Raw genomic sequence first — 17384 nt, forward strand, 5'->3', positions numbered from 1 at the left:
GTGACACGGGTGCCCAGGGCGCGACGGGTGACACCGGCGCAACGGGCGACACGGGTGCCCAGGGCGCAACGGGTGACACCGGCGCCCAGGGCGCGACGGGTGCCCAGGGTGCCACCGGCGCCCAGGGCGCGACCGGTGACACCGGCCCCCAGGGGGCGACCGGGCCGCAGGGTGCGACCGGGCCGCAGGGTGCGACCGGGCCGCAGGGTGCGGCGGGTACGTCGCCCTCACCGACGGCGGTGTTGCCGACGACTCAGGTGGCAAACAGCCCGATTGTTGCGTTCGACAATCCGACGGCGGTGACGGTGGACAACAATGACGGCCTCGTCTTGGTCACCAACAACACCGGTCTTCTCAGCGCGGCGAGCGGCAACCTGGCGATCGTCAACGAGACCACGGGGGCTGTCTCGTACACCACGACGCTCGGGTCGACGATGACGGATGTAGCGGTTGACCCGACCACGGATACGGCCTATGTCGATGTGACGGCCGGCTTCGGGGTCGCGAACGGTGGCCCCGCCGGGCTGTACGCGGTGGATCCGACCACTGGAAACATCGAATGGTCGGTGGGTCTGGGTGCCAGCAACCCGCAGGGCATTGCGGTCGACCCGACCACCGGGACGATCTACGTCACCGAGGCCGGGCTCAACCATCTGGCGATCGTCGACCCGACGACACATGCTGTGACGATCGCTGGTGGCAGCACGCCGATTGCGATGGGTGGCAACCCGCAAGACGTGCTGTACGACCCCAACAACGGGATGGTTTACGTCACCGGCAACTCCGCCAACGTGGTCACCGAATACAACCCGACAACTGGGGTGAGCGAGCAATTCGCGACGCCCATCGGAACGACGGGGCTCGACCAGATCGCGCTGCAGACGTCCGGGCCGTTTGCCGGTGACCTGTATGTCACCGCCAACGGATCGGCTGACGTGATCGTGATCGACCCGAACACCGGAGACGTCGTCACCACGATCACCGGAGTGCATGGTGCGGCGGGTATCGCGATCGCACCGGCAGGGGCGCCCAATGCCGGGACGATTTACGTCACCGACAATCTGGACACGCCGGGCAAGTCGTTCGTGATCGACCCGAACACCAACCAGGTGGTCGGCTCGTGGACCTCGAACCCCAGCGGGACACCTCACCTTCTCTCGACGAATGGTGAGCCGTTCGGGATCGCGGTGGGTGCCAACGGTGAGATCTGGGTGCCGTCCAGCAGTGGCGACGCCAACATGGGCGTTCCGATCTTGCACAGCATGTTCGGCTGGCAGTCGGGACAGTAAATAGAGCGGCGGGAACCCTCCAACCAGGGAGGTCATGTGGTGGCTGCCGGGCTGGACTCGGCGGCCACCACCGCCCGCGGAGGACACGCGATTTCAGGCGTCACCGAACCTGCGTCACGGTGGCGGGCGGCGGCCGTAGAGTCGCCTGGACGGAGCGATTGCGGCTGTATCCGCCGGCGGTGAGGCGGAGTGGCACCGGAGACAGACAGTTCGTTGGCGAGAAGAAGGTGGCGGTATGGGTGCAGGCGCATCGGTTCAGCAGGCTGACGGGGTCAGCGGGCCCGACAAGCGGCAGATCGTCATAGCGGCGGTGATCGTGGCCGTCGTGCTGGCTGTGGTTGCGCTGCTGTACTTCACGATGAGACCGCGACTGGTCGGAGACGACAAACTGGCCGCGCTGTTCCTCGACAGCAACCAGGTCAGCGCGGTGATGGACGCCCCGATGACGCTCGGCGACGTTGGCACCGGGGGGTTGACGACCGCGGGTGCGCTGTCACGGGCCGGTTGCCTGAGCGCACTCACCGCAGCCCAGGAACTGAGCTACACCGACAGCGGTCACACCGGCCTGCGCTGGATCGAAGCTCGAGACTCCACCGAGCATGTGCAGCACTATGTCGTCCAGGCGGCGGCCGCTTTCCCAAGTGCCGAGCGGGCCGCGGCGTTCGTGGCCAACGCGGCGGCGCAGTGGCGGCTCTGCGCCGACCAGACGGTGCTCACCGTTGGTCCCGACCAGGCGTCGCTGAAGTGGCGACTGGCCGGCGTTGTCGGCGTACCGCCGGCGATCTCGATACTGGAGACCCGCGAAGACGTGAAGTGGACCTGCCAGCGTGCGCTGCGAGCATCGGCCAACGTCGTCGTCGACGTCACCGCCTGTGCCGACCACATCACCGACCAGGGCCGCAAGATCGGCGACGAGGTCGCCGCGAAGCTATAGGCGCCCGACTCACTTCGCCTTGACGGTGAACCCGTTCATGATCGACTCGGCGTCGCCGGCCTGCTTGGCGGCCTGCTCGGCCAGGGTCATGATCGCCAGCTGCACCAGGTAGCGCTGCCCACTGGGCTGCACGGTGGGGATCACCATCCGGAACCAGCTGTGCACCCGCTGCCCGTTCAGATCGTGGTTGCCCTGCACCACCGAAGACGGGAAGCCGTTGAAGTCGCCGGTGGAGGCATCGAGCAGGGTGAAGTTCTGCAGCTGCTGCGCCTCGGCCAGGCCGTGTTTGACGGTCTCGGCCGGATCGAAGTCGCCGTCGAGTCGCAGCACCGTCAGCACCGCCGACGGGAACGTCTCACCCTTGCCGATCACCTGGGTGGTCTTCGGCAGCTGCGCGTTCTCCCGCTTCGACCAGCCTGGCGGCGTCGGGATCGACACGGTCAGGTCGGGCACCTCGCCCGGAGCGACCGCCACGGCGGTGACACCCTTGGACTCCAGATACCGGCCGACCGACAGCAGGTCTTCCTCCGAGGGTTGCGCCGTCGTGGTGACGGCACCATCCTTGGCCCAGATCGATTGGTAGTCCGGCGTTTTCGCACCGCACCCGGCGGTCAGCGCAGCGATCGCCAATGCGGCGGCCACCGGGCGCAGTCGGATCACAGAATCTCGCGGACCGCGTCCAGCGGGCGGGCCAGCCGGGTGCCCTTGTCGGTGACGACGAACGGCCGCTGGATCAGGATGGGATGCGCGGCCATCGCGTCGAGCAGTTCGTCGTCGGAGGCGTCTGCGAGGTTCAACTCGGCGTAGACGGCCTCGCCGGTGCGCACCGCGTCCCGCACCCCGATGCCGGCCGCGGCGATCATCTCGGCGATCTGCGCGCGTGTCGGCGGGGTCTTCAGGTACTCCACCACCAGCGGCTCGATGCCGTTGTCGTGCAGCAGTTCCAGCGTCTTGCGCGAGGTGGAGCAGCGCGGGTTGTGGTAGATAGTCGCGTCAGGCATCTACGCCTCCCCGTCGAACAGCCCGGTGACCGAGCCGTTGTCGAAGACGGCCCGGATGGTGCTGGCCAGCAACGGCGCGATCGACAGCACGGTCAGTTGCGGGAAGCGCTTGTCCTCGGTGATCGGCAGCGTGTTGGTGACGATCACCTCGCTGGCCCCGGACTCGGCGAGCCGTTCGGCGGCGGGGTCGGAGAGCACACCGTGGGTGGCGGCGATGATGACGTTCTTCGCCCCGTCCTTGTTCAGCAACTTGACGGCGGCGGCGATGGTGCCGCCGGTGTCGATCATGTCGTCGATCAGCACGCAGGTCTTGCCGGCCACCTCGCCGACCACCCGGTTGGACTTCACCTGGTTGGGCACCAGCGGGTCGCGGGTCTTGTGGATGAAGGCCAGCGGGACGCCGCCCAGCGAGTCGGCCCACTTCTCGGCGATCCGCACCCGGCCGGAGTCGGGGGACACGACGACGACGTCCTGGCTGCCGTAGTTGTCCTTGAGGTAGCCGATCAGCAGCGGCTGGGCGCGCATGTGGTCGACCGGGCCGTCGAAGAAGCCCTGGATCTGGTCGGTGTGCAGATCCACGGTGACGATCCGGTCGGCGCCGGCGGTCTTGAGCAGGTCGGCCACCAGGCGCGCGGAGATCGGCTCGCGGCCGCGGTGCTTCTTGTCCTGCCGGGCGTAGGGGTAGAACGGCAGGATCGCGGTGATCCGCTTGGCGCTGCCGCGCTTGAGCGCGTCGATCATGATCAGCTGTTCCATCAGGTGCTGGTTCAGCGGGGCGGGGTGCGACTGCAGCACGAAGGCGTCACAGCCGCGCACCGACTCCTCGAAGCGCACGAAGATCTCGCCGTTGGCGAAGTCGCGCGCGGTCTGTGCGGTCACCGGAACGTCGAGTTCCTTGGCGACCTGCTCGGCCAGTTCCGGGTGCGCCCGGCCGGCGAACAGCATCAGATTCTTGCGGTTGTCTGTCCACTCATGGCTCACGCGCTGCCCCCGACGTTGGAGATTTCTGGGAAATGGTCGAGTTAACCGGGTCGAGTTAACTGCGGGTGCAATGGTACGGAGCGCGGTGCCGGATTCGCCAACCGACCGGCTTCGGTGCGACCCGGCTCACGATGGGCGTTGATCGTCGCGGGCCTTCTCGGCGGCGTCCGCTGCGGCGGTGCCGGGCCGTTTGCGCGTCACCCAGTCCTCGATGTTGCGCTGCGGACCGGCCGAGACGGCCAGCGCGCCCGGCGGCACGTCGTCGCGCAGCACGGTGCCGGCGCCGGTGTAGGCGCCGTCGCCGACACTGACCGGCGCGATGAACATGGTGTCCGAGCCGGTGCGCACATGCGAACCGATCGTGGTGCGGTGCTTGTTCACCCCGTCGTAGTTGACGAAGACACTGGACGCGCCGATGTTGGAGTGCTCACCGATGTCGGCGTCGCCCACATAGGTCAGATGCGGCACCTTGGTCCCGGTGCCGATGACGGAGTTCTTGGTCTCAACGAACGCGCCCAGCTTGCCGTCGGCACCCAGCGCGGTGCCCGGCCGCAGGTAGCTGAACGGTCCGACGGTGGCGCCGGCGCCGATCGTCGACGAGGTGCCGTGGGTGCGGATCACCGACGCCCCGTCGCCGACGGTGACGTCGGCCAGGGTGGTGTCCGGCCCGATCGTGCAGTGCGCGCCGACGGCGGTGCCGCCGAGCAACTGGGTGCCGGGTGCGACGACGGTGTCGCGTCCGATGGTCACGTCGACGTCGATCCAGGTGCTGGTCGGGTCGACGACGGTGACACCGGCCCGCTGATGGGCGGTGACGATGCGCCGGTTGAGCTGCGCCGCCAGTTCCGACAGCTGCACCCGGTCGTTGACCCCGGCGACCAGCGCGGCGTCGTCGACGTGGCGGGCGTGCACCACCCGGCCGTCGCCGCGGACGATCCCGATGACGTCGGTGAGGTACAGCTCGTGCTGGGCGTTGTCGGAGCCGAGCCGGCCCAGTGCGGAACGCAGCGGCGCGATGTCGAAGGCGTACACCCCGGCGTTGACCTCGCGGATCTCGGCCTGCGACGGGGTGGCGTCGGCCTGCTCGACGATCGCGGTCACCTCGCCGTCCTGGGTGTGCAGGATGCGGCCGTAGCCGGTCGGGTCGGCCAGCGTGGTGGTCAGCACGGTGACCGCGGCCGGTGCGGTGCGGTGCGCGTCGATCAGGGCCTGCAGGGTGGCGGTGTCCAGCAGCGGGATGTCGCCGGAGGTGACGATCACGGTGCCGGCGAAGTCGTCGGGCAGTGCCGACAGCCCGCACAGCACGGCGTGGCCGGTGCCGAACTGCTGGTCCTGCAGGGCCACGTCGATCCGGCAGCCGAGTTGCCCGGCGAGTTCGGTGACCGCCGGGACGATCCGCTCATGGGCGTGGCCGAGCACCACCACCAGGTGTTGCGGTGCCACCCCGGCACCGGCCCGCAGGCAGTGCGACAGCATGCTGCGCCCGCCGAGGGTGTGCAGCACCTTGGGGGTGTCGGAGACCATTCGTGTTCCGGATCCGGCCGCCAAGACCAGGACCGCGGTCTCGTTCTGCGTTGTCACCCCGCCTCGTTTCCGCATTGTCGCCGCGATTGCGGCCGAAGCTCCGTCGCCAGGACTCGAACCTGAACTATCTGAACCAAAATCAGAGGTGCTGCCGATTACACCACGACGGATCGATGCTCGGCAGTGACTTTAGTCCGACGATGGCGAGGGCCGCCCGCGGCCCGAGTCAAGGAGTCGGGCTAGTGGGCACAGCGCACCGGATACCCTTGAGCCCGTGGCTGCTCCGGATAAGGATGGTCGTGCCCCGCGAGCCCGGATGACCGGCAGTGAGCGGCGGCACCAGCTCATCGACGTCGCCCGGGCGATCTTCGCCGAACGCGGTTACGAGGGGACCTCGGTCGAGGAGATCGCGCAGCGCGCCAGCGTCTCCAAGCCGGTGGTCTACGAGCACTTCGGCGGCAAGGAGGGGCTGTACGCCGTCGTCGTCGACCGGGAGATGTCGGCGCTGCTGGACGGGATCACGACCTCGCTGACCAAGGCGACCAACAACCAGTCCCGGCTGCGGGTCGAGCGGGTGGCGCTGGCGCTGCTGACCTACGTCGACGAACACACCGACGGTTTCCGGATCCTGATCCGGGACTCGCCGGCGTCGATCAGTTCGGGCACCTACTCCTCGCTGCTCAACGACGCCGTCAGCCAGGTGTCGTCGATTCTGGCCGGCGACTTCTCCCGGCGCGGCCTGGACCCCGAACTGGCGCCGATGTACGCCCAGGCCCTGGTCGGGTCGGTGTCGATGACCGCTCAGTGGTGGCTCGACGTGCGCGAGCCCAAGCGGGAGGTGGTGGCCGCACACCTGGTCAACCTGTGTTGGAACGGGCTGACCCACCTGGAGGCGGATCCGATCCTGCACGACGTGTAGCGCCGGGTCGTTGAGAAATGCGATGTCGGCTTCCATCGACATCGTGACGGCCGCGGGAAGTTCGTCGTCGTCGTATGTGCCGAGGATTGCCTGCGATCCGATGACCAGCACGTCGTTGTCCTGCGCGATCTGGCATGACGACCGCAGGATGTGGGCGAGTTGCCGGCGTTTCACGCCGGCCGCGCGCGGTCGCGTTCTCGACGCCACGCCTTCTTGATCGCACGGACCTCGTCTTGGGGCAGGATCCCTGCGAACGGGGAACTGGATCGCAGCGTCGTGGCGTGCTCGGACGGGTCCAGTAACACCGCGATGACGCAGCCCGGACCCGCGTTCAAGATGGCCTCCCATTCGCCGGCATAGAGCTCGCTGTGGGCGTCGGCCCCCGACGCGCGCCCACGGGCCAGGTTGGCGCGAGCCTTGGCGGTCACCGCGTCCGGTTCGTTGATCAGGTGCGGGATCAAGGCGGCGTGCAGCCACAGAGACTGCTGCGCGCCGTCGTTGCGGGGGGTGTGCCCAGCGGCCGTGATTCTGGTGGTCACGGCGCTCTCCGGAATCCTGCGGTGGGTGCCCACCATGACGCAGGGCAGCTTTCCCTGCTTGCACAGGTCGACGATGTGCTGCCGGGACACGCCAAGTCGTCGGGCCGCCTCGCCGGTACGCAGCAGAGTCTCGGTGCGCATATCACCACGGTATGCAGTATCCCCAAAAAACACAATGACGCTAGAGTGTTCCCGGCCTGGTCTCGGCGGACGGTCCCGAGCCGTCGGCGCGTCGGCGTCGTGGCGATCATCCGGGTTGGCCAGCGCCGCAAGACGAATCGATCACCGCCTAGAATGGCCCGCATCATGACCTCGCCGGGGAACTCCTCTGTCCACGCCCCGATCGCGGGGCTCGTCGACCTGGCGCTGAACGCGCCGACATTCGCCGAACTCACCGAACGCGCCGTCGAGAAGCCCGCCGAACTCCACCTGGTGGGCCCGGTCGCGGCCCGGCCGTTCGTGGCGGCCGCGCTGACCCGGCACAACCCGCTGCTGGTGGTGACCGCCACCGGCCACGAGGCCGACGACCTGGCCGCGGAACTGCGCGGCGTCTACGGCGACACCGTGGCGCTGTTCCCGTCCTGGGAGACGCTGCCGCACGAGCGGCTGTCCCCGGGGGTCGACACCGTCGGCGCCCGGCTGCTGTTGCTGCGCCGGCTGGCGCACCCCGACGACCCACGCCTGGGCCCGCCGCTTCGGGTGGTGGTGACCACCGCCCGGTCGCTGCTGCAGCCGATGACCCCGCAACCGGCCGGCGTCGAGCCGGTGCTGCTGTCCGTCGGCGTCGAGATCGCGTTCGAGGACGTGGTCGCCCGCCTGGTACAGCTGGCCTACACCCGGGTGGACCTGGTCGGCAAGCGCGGCGAGTTCGCGGTGCGTGGCGGCATCCTCGACGTCTTCCCGCCGACCGCCGAGCACCCGGTGCGCGTCGAGTTCTGGGGCGACGAGATCACCGAGATGCGACCGTTCTCGGTGGCCGACCAGCGCTCGATCCCGGAGATCGAGGCGGGCACCGTCGTCGCGGTGGCCTGCCGGGAGTTCCTGCTCACCGACGCCGTGCGCGAGCGCGCGGCACAACTGGCCGGGGCGCAACCGGCCACCGACAACACCATCACCGGCGGCGTCGGCGAAATGCTGACCAAGCTCTCCGAGGGCATCCCGGTCGACGGCATGGAGGCGCTGGCCTCGGTGCTGCAACCGGGCCCGCAGGAACTGCTCACCGACCGGCTCGCCGCGGGCACGCCGGTGCTGGTCTGCGACCCGGAGAAGATCCGCACCCGCGCCGCCGACCTGATCAAGACCGGCCGGGAGTTCCTGGAGGCGTCCTGGTCGGTCGCCGCGATCGGCGGGGACGCTCCGATCGACGTCGAGCAGTTGGGCGGCTCGGGCTTCCGCGAGCTCGACGAGGTGCGGGCGGCGGCGGTCGAGGCCGGGCACCCGTGGTGGACGCTGAGCCAGCTCTCCGACGGGTCCGCGGTGCAACTCGACGTGCGCGCAGCCCCGTCGGCGCGCGGCCGACAGCGCGACATCGACGACATCTTCGCGATGCTGCGCGCCCACGTCGCCGCCGGTGGGGCCGCCGCCGTCGTCGTACCCGGCACCGGCACGGCACGCCGCGTCGTCGAGCAGCTCACCGAATCCGACACCCCGGCCGCGATGCTCGAGCCCGGCGCCGCCCCGACACCCGGGGTGGTGGGGGTGCTGACCGGGCCGCTGCACAACGGGCTGATCATCAGCGGCGGGCCCGCCGACCTGGTGGTGATCACCGAGACCGACCTGACCGGCAACCGGGTCGCCGCACAGGAGGGCAAGCGGCTGGCGGCCAAACGCCGCAACGCCGTCGACCCGCTGGCGCTGACCGCCGGTGACCTGGTGGTGCACGACCAGCACGGCATCGGCAAGTTCGTCGAGATGACCGAGCGCACCGTCGGCGGAGCGCGCCGCGAATACCTGGTGCTGGAGTACGCCTCCAGTAAGCGCGGTGGTGGGTCCGACAAGCTCTATGTCCCGATGGACGCTCTGGACCAGCTGTCCCGCTACGTCGGCGGGCAGGCGCCGGCGTTGAGCAAGCTCGGCGGCAGCGACTGGACGCACACCAAGACCAAGGCCCGCAAGGCGGTCCGGGAGATCGCCGACGAACTCGTCGCGCTCTACGCCAAGAGGCAGGCCGCGCCCGGCCACGCGTTCGCCCCGGACACCCCGTGGCAGGCCGAGATGGAGGACGCGTTCGGGTTCACCGAGACCGTCGACCAACTCACCGCGATCACCGAGGTCAAGGCCGATATGGAGAAACCGGTCCCGATGGACCGGGTGATCTGCGGCGACGTCGGCTACGGCAAGACCGAGATCGCGGTGCGGGCGGCGTTCAAGGCGGTGCAGGACGGCCGGCAGGTGGCGGTGCTGGTGCCGACGACACTGCTGGCCGAACAGCACCTGCAGACGTTCACCAGCCGGATGGCGGGCTTCCCGGTGACGATCAAGGGGCTGTCGCGGTTCACCGACGCCAAGGACTCCAAGGCAATCATCGACGGCCTGGCCGACGGCGCCGTCGACATCGTGATCGGCACCCACCGGCTGCTGCAGACCGGGGTTCGCTGGAAGAACCTGGGCCTGGTGATCGTCGACGAGGAGCAGCGGTTCGGCGTCGAGCACAAGGAGCACATCAAGGCGCTGCGCACCCACGTCGACGTGCTGACGATGAGCGCCACCCCGATCCCGCGGACCCTGGAGATGAGCCTGGCCGGCATCCGGGAGATGTCGACGATCCTCACCCCGCCCGAGGACCGCTACCCGGTGCTGACCTACGTCGGCCCGCACGACGACAAGCAGGTCGCCGCCGCTTTGCGCCGTGAACTGCTGCGCGACGGGCAGGTGTTCTACGTGCACAACCGGGTCAGCTCCATCGACGCGGCCGCCGCGCGGGTCCGCGACCTGGTGCCCGAGGCCCGGGTGGTGATCGCGCACGGCCAGATGCCCGAGGAGCAGCTGGAACGCACCGTGCAGGGCTTCTGGAACCGGGAGTACGACATCCTGGTCTGCACGACGATCATCGAGACCGGGCTGGACATCTCCAACGCCAACACCCTGATCGTCGAGCGCGCCGACACCTTCGGGCTCTCGCAGCTGCACCAGCTGCGGGGCCGGGTGGGCCGCAGCCGGGAACGCGGCTACGCCTACTTCCTCTACCCGAAGGACGCCCCGCTCACCGAGACCGCGCACGACCGCTTGGCGACGATCGCGCAGAACAACGAGCTGGGTGCCGGGATGGCCGTGGCGATGAAGGACCTGGAGATCCGCGGCGCCGGCAACGTGCTCGGCGTGGAGCAGTCCGGGCACGTCGCCGGGGTCGGCTTCGACCTGTACGTGCGGCTGGTCGGGGAGGCCGTGGAGGCGTACCGGGCGGTCGCCGACGGCCAGGTCGTCACCGCCTCCGAACCCAAGGAGGTGCGGATCGACCTGCCGGTCGACGCCCACCTGCCGCCGGAGTACATCAACTCCGACCGGCTGCGGCTGGAGGCCTACCGGCGGCTGGCCGCCGCGGCCGACGTCGCCGCGATCACCGCGGTCGTCGACGAACTCACCGACCGCTACGGTCCGCTGCCCGAACCGGCCGGCCGGCTGGTCGCGGTGGCCCGGCTGCGGCTGCTGTGCCGGCAGGTCGGCGTCACCGAGGTCGCGGTGCATTCGGCGACGACGCTGAAGCTGTCCCCGATGACGCTGCTCGACTCCGCCCAGCTGCGGCTCAAACGGCTCTACCCGGCCGCGAGCTACCGCGCCACGACAGCGACGATCCAGGTGCCGATCCCGCGGGCCGGGGGTGCCGGCGCGCCGGTCGGGGCGCCCCGCATCCGCGACGTCGAACTGGTGCAGATGGTGGCCGACTTGATCTGCGCCCTGGACGGGCAGCCACAGGGCAGCGTCGACGTCACCGAACCGGCCGGAGCCGGTAAGGCATGACCGTCGTCCTCCTCGACCCGCGCCGGCCGACGCTGGTGCCGGTGGAGGCCGTCGCGCTGCTAACCGGGCCCGTCGCCTGCACCGAGGAACTGCCGGCGCCCTGGGCGCTGCCCGACTCCGATGCCGCCGCGCCGGTGCTGGTCTCGTCGGATCGCGACCATCCGGCCGTCGTCGCCCGGCTGGCCGCCGGCGAACCGCTGATCACCGTCCCGGACGCCCCGGCCGGCGACCGGCTGATCGACGCGGTCGCCATGATGGACCGGCTGCGCGCCGCCGGCCCGTGGGAGGCCGAGCAGACCCACGACTCGCTCTGCCGGTTCCTGCTCGAGGAGACCTACGAACTGTTCGACGCGGTGCGCGACGGCAACCCCGAGGACCTCTGCGGCGAACTCGGGGACGTGCTGCTGCAGGTGCTGTTCCACGCCCGCATCGCGCAGGAGTCCGCGGACCGGCCGTTCGGCATCGACGACGTCGCCGACGCGCTGCTGCGCAAGCTCGCCAACCGGGTGCCGGCGGTGCTGGCCGGTGAGCAGATCTCCCTCGCCGATCAGCTGGCCCAGTGGGAGGAGCGCAAGGCGCTGGAGAAGACCCGGGACTCGATCATGGACGATCTGTCCACCGCCCAGCCGGCGCTGGCGCTGGCGCAGAAGGTGCTGGGCCGGGCGGCGAAGGCCGGCTTCCCGGCCGAGCTGATTCCCGCGGCGCTGACGACGGTCGTGATCAGCGCGGACAGCGACGCCGAGAACCGGCTGCGGCACGCCGTGCTGGAGTTCATCGACGCGGTCCGCGGCGCGGAGCAGCGCATCGAATTCGCCCGTGACGGGCAGCGGGGCACGCCGACCGAGTGGGAGTGGCGCACCCACTTCCCGGAGTCTGGTTAGTCCCGCTCGCCCCAGCTGCTGGGCAGCATCGGGGCGGTGACGCCGCCGGCGAACACCGCGTCGTCCAACCGGGTGATCCCGGTCGGCTGATGCACGCCGGATTTCAGCGCTGCGCCGGCGAATCCCGCTGAGCCGGCGCCGGAATCCAGGTATTCGTGCCGGTTGCCGTGCGCACCGGACGTCGCACCGCGCTGGCGGCGGGCCCGCTTGCGGCGGGCGGGGGCGTCGGCGTCGGCCGCCAGTTCCTCGGCGAGCTCGTCGGGGGCAGCTGCCTCGTCTCGTCGGGCCCGTCGACTGACCGCCCGGCGCTGGGCGGAGGCGCCCACCGAGCCCACCAGGTAGAAGCCCTCCGGCATCCCGGTGGTCGGGCCGCAACTGCAGTCGGGCGGGCACGGGGTGGGGCCGCCGCAGTCGCCCATCGGCTGCGCCATGACCGGGTTGGCCGTACCCGGCGTGCTGACCCCGCCGGCCGCGGCCCCGGCCGCCGGTGCGGCGCCCGAGGCGGGAATCGAGGCCACCGGCCCCCCGGCGGGCACCGGCATCGCGGGGGCGGCGGGCAGTTTCAGGTCGCCGTCCACCGGGAGCCCGGCCAGCCCGGACAGTCCGGACAGCCCGGCCAAGCCCGCGGCGGCGGCGAGGGCCGGTGCCGCGGCCATCACGATCGGGATCGCCATCTGCACCGCGATCTGGCCCAGCGGCCACAGCAGCATCAGCGTGTGGAAGGTGCTCCAGCCCAGCGCGCCGGCCAGGACCGGGGACATACCCGGGATGTGCATCAGCATCTGCGACACCGCGGTCGCGAACGGGAACGCCTCGATCGGATAGCCGTTGACGCCCAACTGCGCCCACAGCCACTTCGCGATCGGGTCGGCGAAACCCATGTTGAACTTCGTCAGCCAGTCGGCGATCTGCTGGTCCCAGTTCGGGTCGGCAGCCGAGGCCGCCGAGGATGCTGCGGCCGTCGGGGCCAGGATCGGCGGGGCCGGGGTGGCCGTCGGGACCGCCGCCTGCGCCGAACCGGCTACCGCCGAGTAGACGGACATGGTCTCGGCGGCCTGCACCCACATCCGCACGTAGTCGGCCTCGTTCAGCGCGATCGGGATGGTGTTGACGCCGAAGAAGTTCGTGGCCACCAGGGCGGTGTGCACCGCGTGGTTCGCGGCGAGTTCGGCCAGGGTGGGCATGGTGGCCAGCGCGGTGGTGTAGGCGGCCGCGGCCGTCTGGTGCAGGCCGGCCGCAGTGGCCCCCTGCGCGGCGCGCTCCGACAGCCAGGCCAGGTACGGTCCGTGCGCGGCCGTGTACTGCTGCGCGCTCGGCCCCTGCCACGCACCGGCCTGCACCCCGGCCAGCAGCCCGTCCAGCTCGGCGGCCACCTCGGTGTACTCCGCGCTCAGCGCCGACCATGCGGCGGCGGTGGCCAGCAGCGGCCCCGGCCCGGGACCGGCGCTCAGCAGCGTCGAATGCACCTCGGGCGGCGACGCCAGCCAGACCGGTGCACTCATCGCTGCCTGCCCCATCTCTCCGAAGAATCCGTCCGGGCTCTTGCCCGGCCTGAACAATGGTCGCTTCGCAACCCGGTTCGGTTCCCCGCGCCGCGAACCTTTGTCTAACTCGCCGCGATAGGCGACGATGTCGGCATGCGGTGCGAGGTTGTGCGGGAGACGCTGTCGGCGCTGCTCGACGGCGAGCAGCAGAGCCTGCCCGCTCAGCAGGTCGACGCGCACCTCGCATCATGCCGCAGCTGCCGGCGCTGGCTGGTCGGTGCCGCCGCCCAGGCCCGCCGGCTGAGCGTGATCGACAGCGAAGCGGACCACGGCGAGGACGGGCCTGACCTGGCCGCTCAGATCCTGGCGGCTGCCGGCGTGACATCCGTCACCCCGGATCGGCGGCGTGGGCCTGGCTATCGAAGGGTGGCGCTGATCACCGTCGGCCTGCTGCAGGTGCTGATGGCGCTGGCGCAGATCGTCGGCGTCGACTTCGGCATGGTGTCGCACCACGGGCACGGCCACGGCGCGGCGACCGGCGCACATTTGCTGCACGAGTCCACCGCGTGGCTGCTGGCGCTGGGCGGGGCGATGATCGCCGCCGGTGTCTGGCCTGCGGTGGCGGCCGGCGTCGCCGCGATCTCCGGGGTGTATGCCCTGGCCCTGACCGGCTACGTGGTGGTCGACGCGGTCCACGGTCAGGTCACGGCGGCACGCGTGGCCAGTCATCTGCCGGTGCTGGTGGGCCTGGCCTTCGCATTGCTGGTGGCACGTGGCCGAGGTGGTTCAGCCGGTGCGACGACGGCGGAGGCGCCGGGCGAGGCGGCGACCGGCCGGCGGCCGTCGGCCGGCCCCGGCCGGCGCGGACCGGGCCGGCATCTGCGGTCGGTCAACCACTCCACCCTCGCTACGACGATGCGTCGTAGACGGGTCGGGGTCCGGGGTTTAGGGTGGGTGCTCATGGCTGGTGCTGACCGGGGCGACGACGATGCCGTCACCGCATTGGCACTGGCCGCCGCCGGCGGGGACACCGCCGCGCTCGCGGCGTTCATCAAGGCCACCCAGCGTGACGTCTGGCGGTTCACGGCCTACCTGTTCGACACCGCCCACGCCGACGACCTGACCCAGGAGACGTTCCTGCGGGCCGTCAGTGCGATACCGCGGTTCTCGGGCCGCTCCAGCGCCCGGACCTGGCTGCTGGCCATCGCCCGCCGGGTCGTCGCCGACCACATCCGCTACCTGAAGTCCCGGCCGCGCACCGTCCACGGTGCCGACCCGGCCGAGCTGCTGGACCGGGAGCGGCCCGCCCGCGGCTTCGAGGACGTCGTCGAGGTCACCGCGCTGATCGCCGGGCTCACCGCCGACCAGCGTGAGGCGCTGCTGCTGACCCAGCTGTTCGGGATGTCCTACGCCGACGCGGCGGCCGTCTGCGGCTGCCCGGTCGGCACCATCCGGTCCCGGGTTGCGCGTGCCCGCGACGCCCTGCTGGCCGACGCCGACCGTGACGAACTGACCGGCTGACGGCTGCGGCGCCGTCATCGGCGCTGGTCGAAGCTATTTTGCCGGATCATGCTCCGGTGAAGGCGAGGGACGCAACTGCGGTCATGGAACTATGGACGCAGATCCAGGATTCAAGCTAGGGGAGTGCGGTGTCGGCGGTGCGTTGGCTGCGGGCGGCCGCCGTCGTGGGCGCGACGGCGGTGCTGCTGGCATCCGGTTGCAGCTGGCACCTCGGCACCCCCATCCCGGCCGGGGTGCCGCCCCCACCGGGGGATCCGGTGCCCGCGGTGGACACCCACCTGGAGCAGGGCCGGCCCGCTGATCAGCTGTACCACTGGGCCGCCCGGCGCGCCCCGGTGCTCGACATCCCCGTCACCGCGCTGGAGGCGTACGCCTACGCCGCGCGCGTCGCCGAGGTCGAGAACCCGAACTGTCACCTGGCCTGGACCACGCTGGCCGCCATCGGCCAGATCGAGAGCCATCACGGCCAGTACAACCACGCCACCCTGGACCGCAACGGCGATGTGCGGCCGCGGATCCGCGGCGTGCGACTGGACGGCTCCGGCGGCAACCTGCACATCGTCGAGGAGGTGCAGCCCGACCTGGCCGACCACGACGGTGTGGTCCGGGCGATGGGCCCCATGCAGTTCATCCCCGAGACCTGGCGGCTCTACGGCGTCGACGCCAACAACGACGGCGTGATCAGCCCGGACAACATCGACGACGCCGCGCTGTCGGCGGCCGGCTACCTGTGCTGGCGCGGCAAGGATCTGGCCACCGCGCAGGGGTGGATGACCGCCCTGATGGCCTACAACGACTCCGAGATCTACGCCCGCGCCGTGCGGGACTGGGCCACCGCGTATGCGGCGGGCCGCCCGCTCTAGACCCGGTGCGGTGGTGACCACCGTTAGGCTCCAATAGGCTAACGGCGGCAAACGCCGGTTCACGAGCGCAAGGAGACAGCAGTGCCCATCATCGAGCAGGTCGGTGCCCGCGAGATTCTCGACTCCCGCGGCAACCCGACGGTCGAGGTCGAGGTGGCACTGGGTGACGGTACGTTCGCCCGGGCCGCGGTACCGTCCGGTGCCTCCACCGGCGAACACGAGGCCGTCGAGTTGCGCGACGGCGACGCCCGCTACGGCGGCAAGGGTGTGAAGAAGGCGGTGAACGCGGTCCTCGACGAGATCGCGCCCGCGGTCATCGGGATCAGCGCCGACGACCAGCGGCTGGTCGACCAGGCGCTGCTGGACCTCGACGGCACCCCGGACAAGTCCCGGCTGGGCGCCAACGCCATCCTCGGGGTGTCGCTGGCGGTCGCCAAGGCGGCCGCCGACTCGGCGCAGCTGCCGCTGTACCGCTACCTGGGCGGCCCGAACGCCCACATCCTGCCGGTCCCGATGATGAACATCCTCAACGGCGGCGCGCACGCCGACACCGGCGTCGACGTCCAGGAGTTCATGGTCGCCCCGATCGGCGCGCCGAACTTCGCCGAGGCGCTGCGCTGGGGCGCCGAGGTGTACCACGCGCTGAAGTCGGTGCTGAAAAAGCAGGGCCTGTCCACCGGCCTGGGCGACGAGGGCGGCTTCGCCCCGGACGTCGCCGGGACCACCGCGGCACTGGACCTGATCAGCACCGCGATCGAATCCACCGGCTACAAGCTCGGCACCGACGTGGTGCTGGCGTTGGACGTGGCGGCCACCGAGTTCTACCGCGACGGCGGCTACCAGTTCGAGAAGCAGACCCGCACCGCCGCCGAGATGGCGCAGTTCTACGCCAAGCTGATCGGCGAGTACCCGCTGGTGTCGATCGAGGACCCGCTGTCGGAGGACGACTGGGACGGCTGGGTGGCGCTGACCGGTGAGATCGGCGACCGGGTGCAGCTGGTCGGCGACGACCTGTTCGTCACCAACCCCGAGCGCCTGGAGGAGGGCATCGACAAGGGTGCGGCGAACGCGCTGCTGGTGAAGGTCAACCAGATCGGCACCCTGACCGAGACCCTGGACGCGGTGACGCTGGCCCACCACAGCGGCTACCGCACGATGATGAGCCACCGCAGCGGCGAGACCGAGGACACCACGATCGCCGACCTGGCGGTGGCGGTGTCCTGCGGCCAGATCAAGACCGGTGCACCGGCCCGCAGCGAGCGGGTGGCCAAGTACAACCAGCTGCTGCGGATCGAGGAGGAGCTCGGCGACGCCGCCCGCTACGCCGGCGACCTGGCCTTCCCGCGGTACGCCCCCGAGGGCAAATAGCCGCCGAGGGGCCGCTGCGATGTCCGACGCGAAACGGCCGGGCGCCAAGCGCCGCACCGCGACGTCGCGGCCCGGCCGGGCGGCGGAGACCGGCCGGTCCCGCCCGCGTCGCGCCGCCGCGGC

The 17384-nt window shown here is 70.7% G+C and carries 14 protein-coding genes, 1 tRNA gene and 1 pseudogene; 9 read left to right on the forward strand and 7 right to left on the reverse strand.

All coding sequences use genetic code 11. The features are described 5' to 3' along the window. Together KIH27_RS20725 and KIH27_RS20730 are read left to right on the forward strand one after the other, a co-directional pair. The coding region (locus KIH27_RS20725; RefSeq protein ID WP_372451438.1) for a Vgb family protein at window positions 1-1289 on the forward strand (1289 nt) is incomplete at its 5' end. Window positions 1290-1524: 235 nt separating this feature from the next. Further along, window positions 1525-2223: a sensor domain-containing protein gene (locus KIH27_RS20730; RefSeq protein ID WP_214094860.1), complete on the forward strand. Its 699-nt coding sequence runs from the start codon at window positions 1525-1527 to the stop codon at window positions 2221-2223. A gap of 9 nt (window positions 2224-2232) precedes the next feature. Here the strand turns inward: KIH27_RS20730 and KIH27_RS20735 are convergent, their stop codons facing one another. The 5 genes from KIH27_RS20735 to KIH27_RS20755 all read right to left on the reverse strand — a co-directional run bounded on the left by KIH27_RS20735 (window position 2233) and on the right by KIH27_RS20755 (window position 5899). Beyond that, window positions 2233-2883: an LpqN/LpqT family lipoprotein gene (locus tag KIH27_RS20735; RefSeq protein ID WP_372451439.1), complete on the reverse strand. Its 651-nt coding sequence runs from the start codon at window positions 2881-2883 to the stop codon at window positions 2233-2235. Beyond that, entirely contained in the window at window positions 2880-3224 is a 345-nt protein-coding gene (arsC, locus tag KIH27_RS20740; RefSeq protein ID WP_214094861.1) for an arsenate reductase (glutaredoxin), read from the reverse strand. The genes KIH27_RS20735 and arsC overlap by 4 nt, the downstream gene beginning before the upstream one ends. Next, entirely contained in the window at window positions 3225-4205 is a 981-nt protein-coding gene (locus KIH27_RS20745) for a ribose-phosphate diphosphokinase (RefSeq protein ID WP_214094862.1), read from the reverse strand. It lies immediately after the preceding gene. A 126-nt stretch (window positions 4206-4331) separates the two neighbouring features. Then, on the reverse strand, window positions 4332-5804 hold the full coding sequence (glmU, locus tag KIH27_RS20750; RefSeq protein WP_372451440.1) for a bifunctional UDP-N-acetylglucosamine diphosphorylase/glucosamine-1-phosphate N-acetyltransferase GlmU: 1473 nt from the start codon (window positions 5802-5804) through the stop codon (window positions 4332-4334). A gap of 23 nt (window positions 5805-5827) precedes the next feature. Further along, a tRNA-Gln gene (locus KIH27_RS20755) sits at window positions 5828-5899 on the reverse strand. A gap of 146 nt (window positions 5900-6045) precedes the next feature. Between KIH27_RS20755 and KIH27_RS20760 the strand changes: the two genes are divergently transcribed. Continuing rightward, entirely contained in the window at window positions 6046-6648 is a 603-nt protein-coding gene (locus KIH27_RS20760) for a TetR/AcrR family transcriptional regulator (protein ID WP_214094872.1), read from the forward strand. A 170-nt stretch (window positions 6649-6818) separates the two neighbouring features. On the opposite strand, the gene KIH27_RS20765 is transcribed toward KIH27_RS20760, so the two are convergent. Continuing rightward, on the reverse strand, window positions 6819-7328 hold the full coding sequence (locus KIH27_RS20765; RefSeq protein ID WP_214094864.1) for an excisionase family DNA-binding protein: 510 nt from the start codon (window positions 7326-7328) through the stop codon (window positions 6819-6821). A gap of 153 nt (window positions 7329-7481) precedes the next feature. On the opposite strand from KIH27_RS20765, the gene mfd reads away from it, so the two are divergent. Both mfd and KIH27_RS20775 read left to right on the forward strand, forming a co-directional pair. After that, on the forward strand, window positions 7482-11144 hold the full coding sequence (mfd, locus tag KIH27_RS20770; RefSeq protein WP_284144791.1) for a transcription-repair coupling factor: 3663 nt from the start codon (window positions 7482-7484) through the stop codon (window positions 11142-11144). Beyond that, a complete protein-coding gene (locus KIH27_RS20775) occupies window positions 11141-12025 on the forward strand; it encodes a nucleoside triphosphate pyrophosphohydrolase (RefSeq protein ID WP_214094866.1) in 885 nt (294 codons plus the stop codon). The genes mfd and KIH27_RS20775 overlap by 4 nt, the downstream gene beginning before the upstream one ends. On the opposite strand, the gene KIH27_RS20780 is transcribed toward KIH27_RS20775, so the two are convergent. Beyond that, the gene (locus KIH27_RS20780; RefSeq protein ID WP_214094867.1) at window positions 12022-13527 is read right to left on the reverse strand and encodes a PPE domain-containing protein; all 1506 of its coding nucleotides are present in this window, start codon (window positions 13525-13527) and stop codon (window positions 12022-12024) included. The genes KIH27_RS20775 and KIH27_RS20780 overlap by 4 nt on opposite strands. A 135-nt stretch (window positions 13528-13662) precedes the next feature. Between KIH27_RS20780 and KIH27_RS22790 the strand changes: the two are divergent. The 4 genes and pseudogenes from KIH27_RS22790 to eno form a co-directional block, all read left to right on the forward strand. Continuing rightward, window positions 13663-14316: pseudogene (locus KIH27_RS22790) on the forward strand (DUF2275 domain-containing protein); the annotation flags it as partial. Between the two features lie 153 nt (window positions 14317-14469). Then, window positions 14470-15030, forward strand: coding sequence for an RNA polymerase sigma factor SigC (gene sigC / locus KIH27_RS22795; RefSeq protein ID WP_250150492.1), 561 nt, complete (start codon window positions 14470-14472; stop codon window positions 15028-15030). 128 nt (window positions 15031-15158) lie between these two features. Further along, complete coding sequence (locus tag KIH27_RS20790; protein ID WP_214094869.1) at window positions 15159-15893, forward strand: lytic transglycosylase domain-containing protein; 735 nt, start codon at window positions 15159-15161, stop codon at window positions 15891-15893. Window positions 15894-15974: 81 nt separating this feature from the next. After that, a complete protein-coding gene (eno, locus tag KIH27_RS20795; protein ID WP_214094870.1) occupies window positions 15975-17261 on the forward strand; it encodes a phosphopyruvate hydratase in 1287 nt (428 codons plus the stop codon). The last annotated feature ends 123 nt before the right edge of the window (window positions 17262-17384 follow it).

This window comes from Mycolicibacter acidiphilus (genome assembly GCF_018455725.1).
GTDB classification, from domain to species: domain Bacteria; phylum Actinomycetota; class Actinomycetes; order Mycobacteriales; family Mycobacteriaceae; genus Mycobacterium; species Mycobacterium acidiphilum.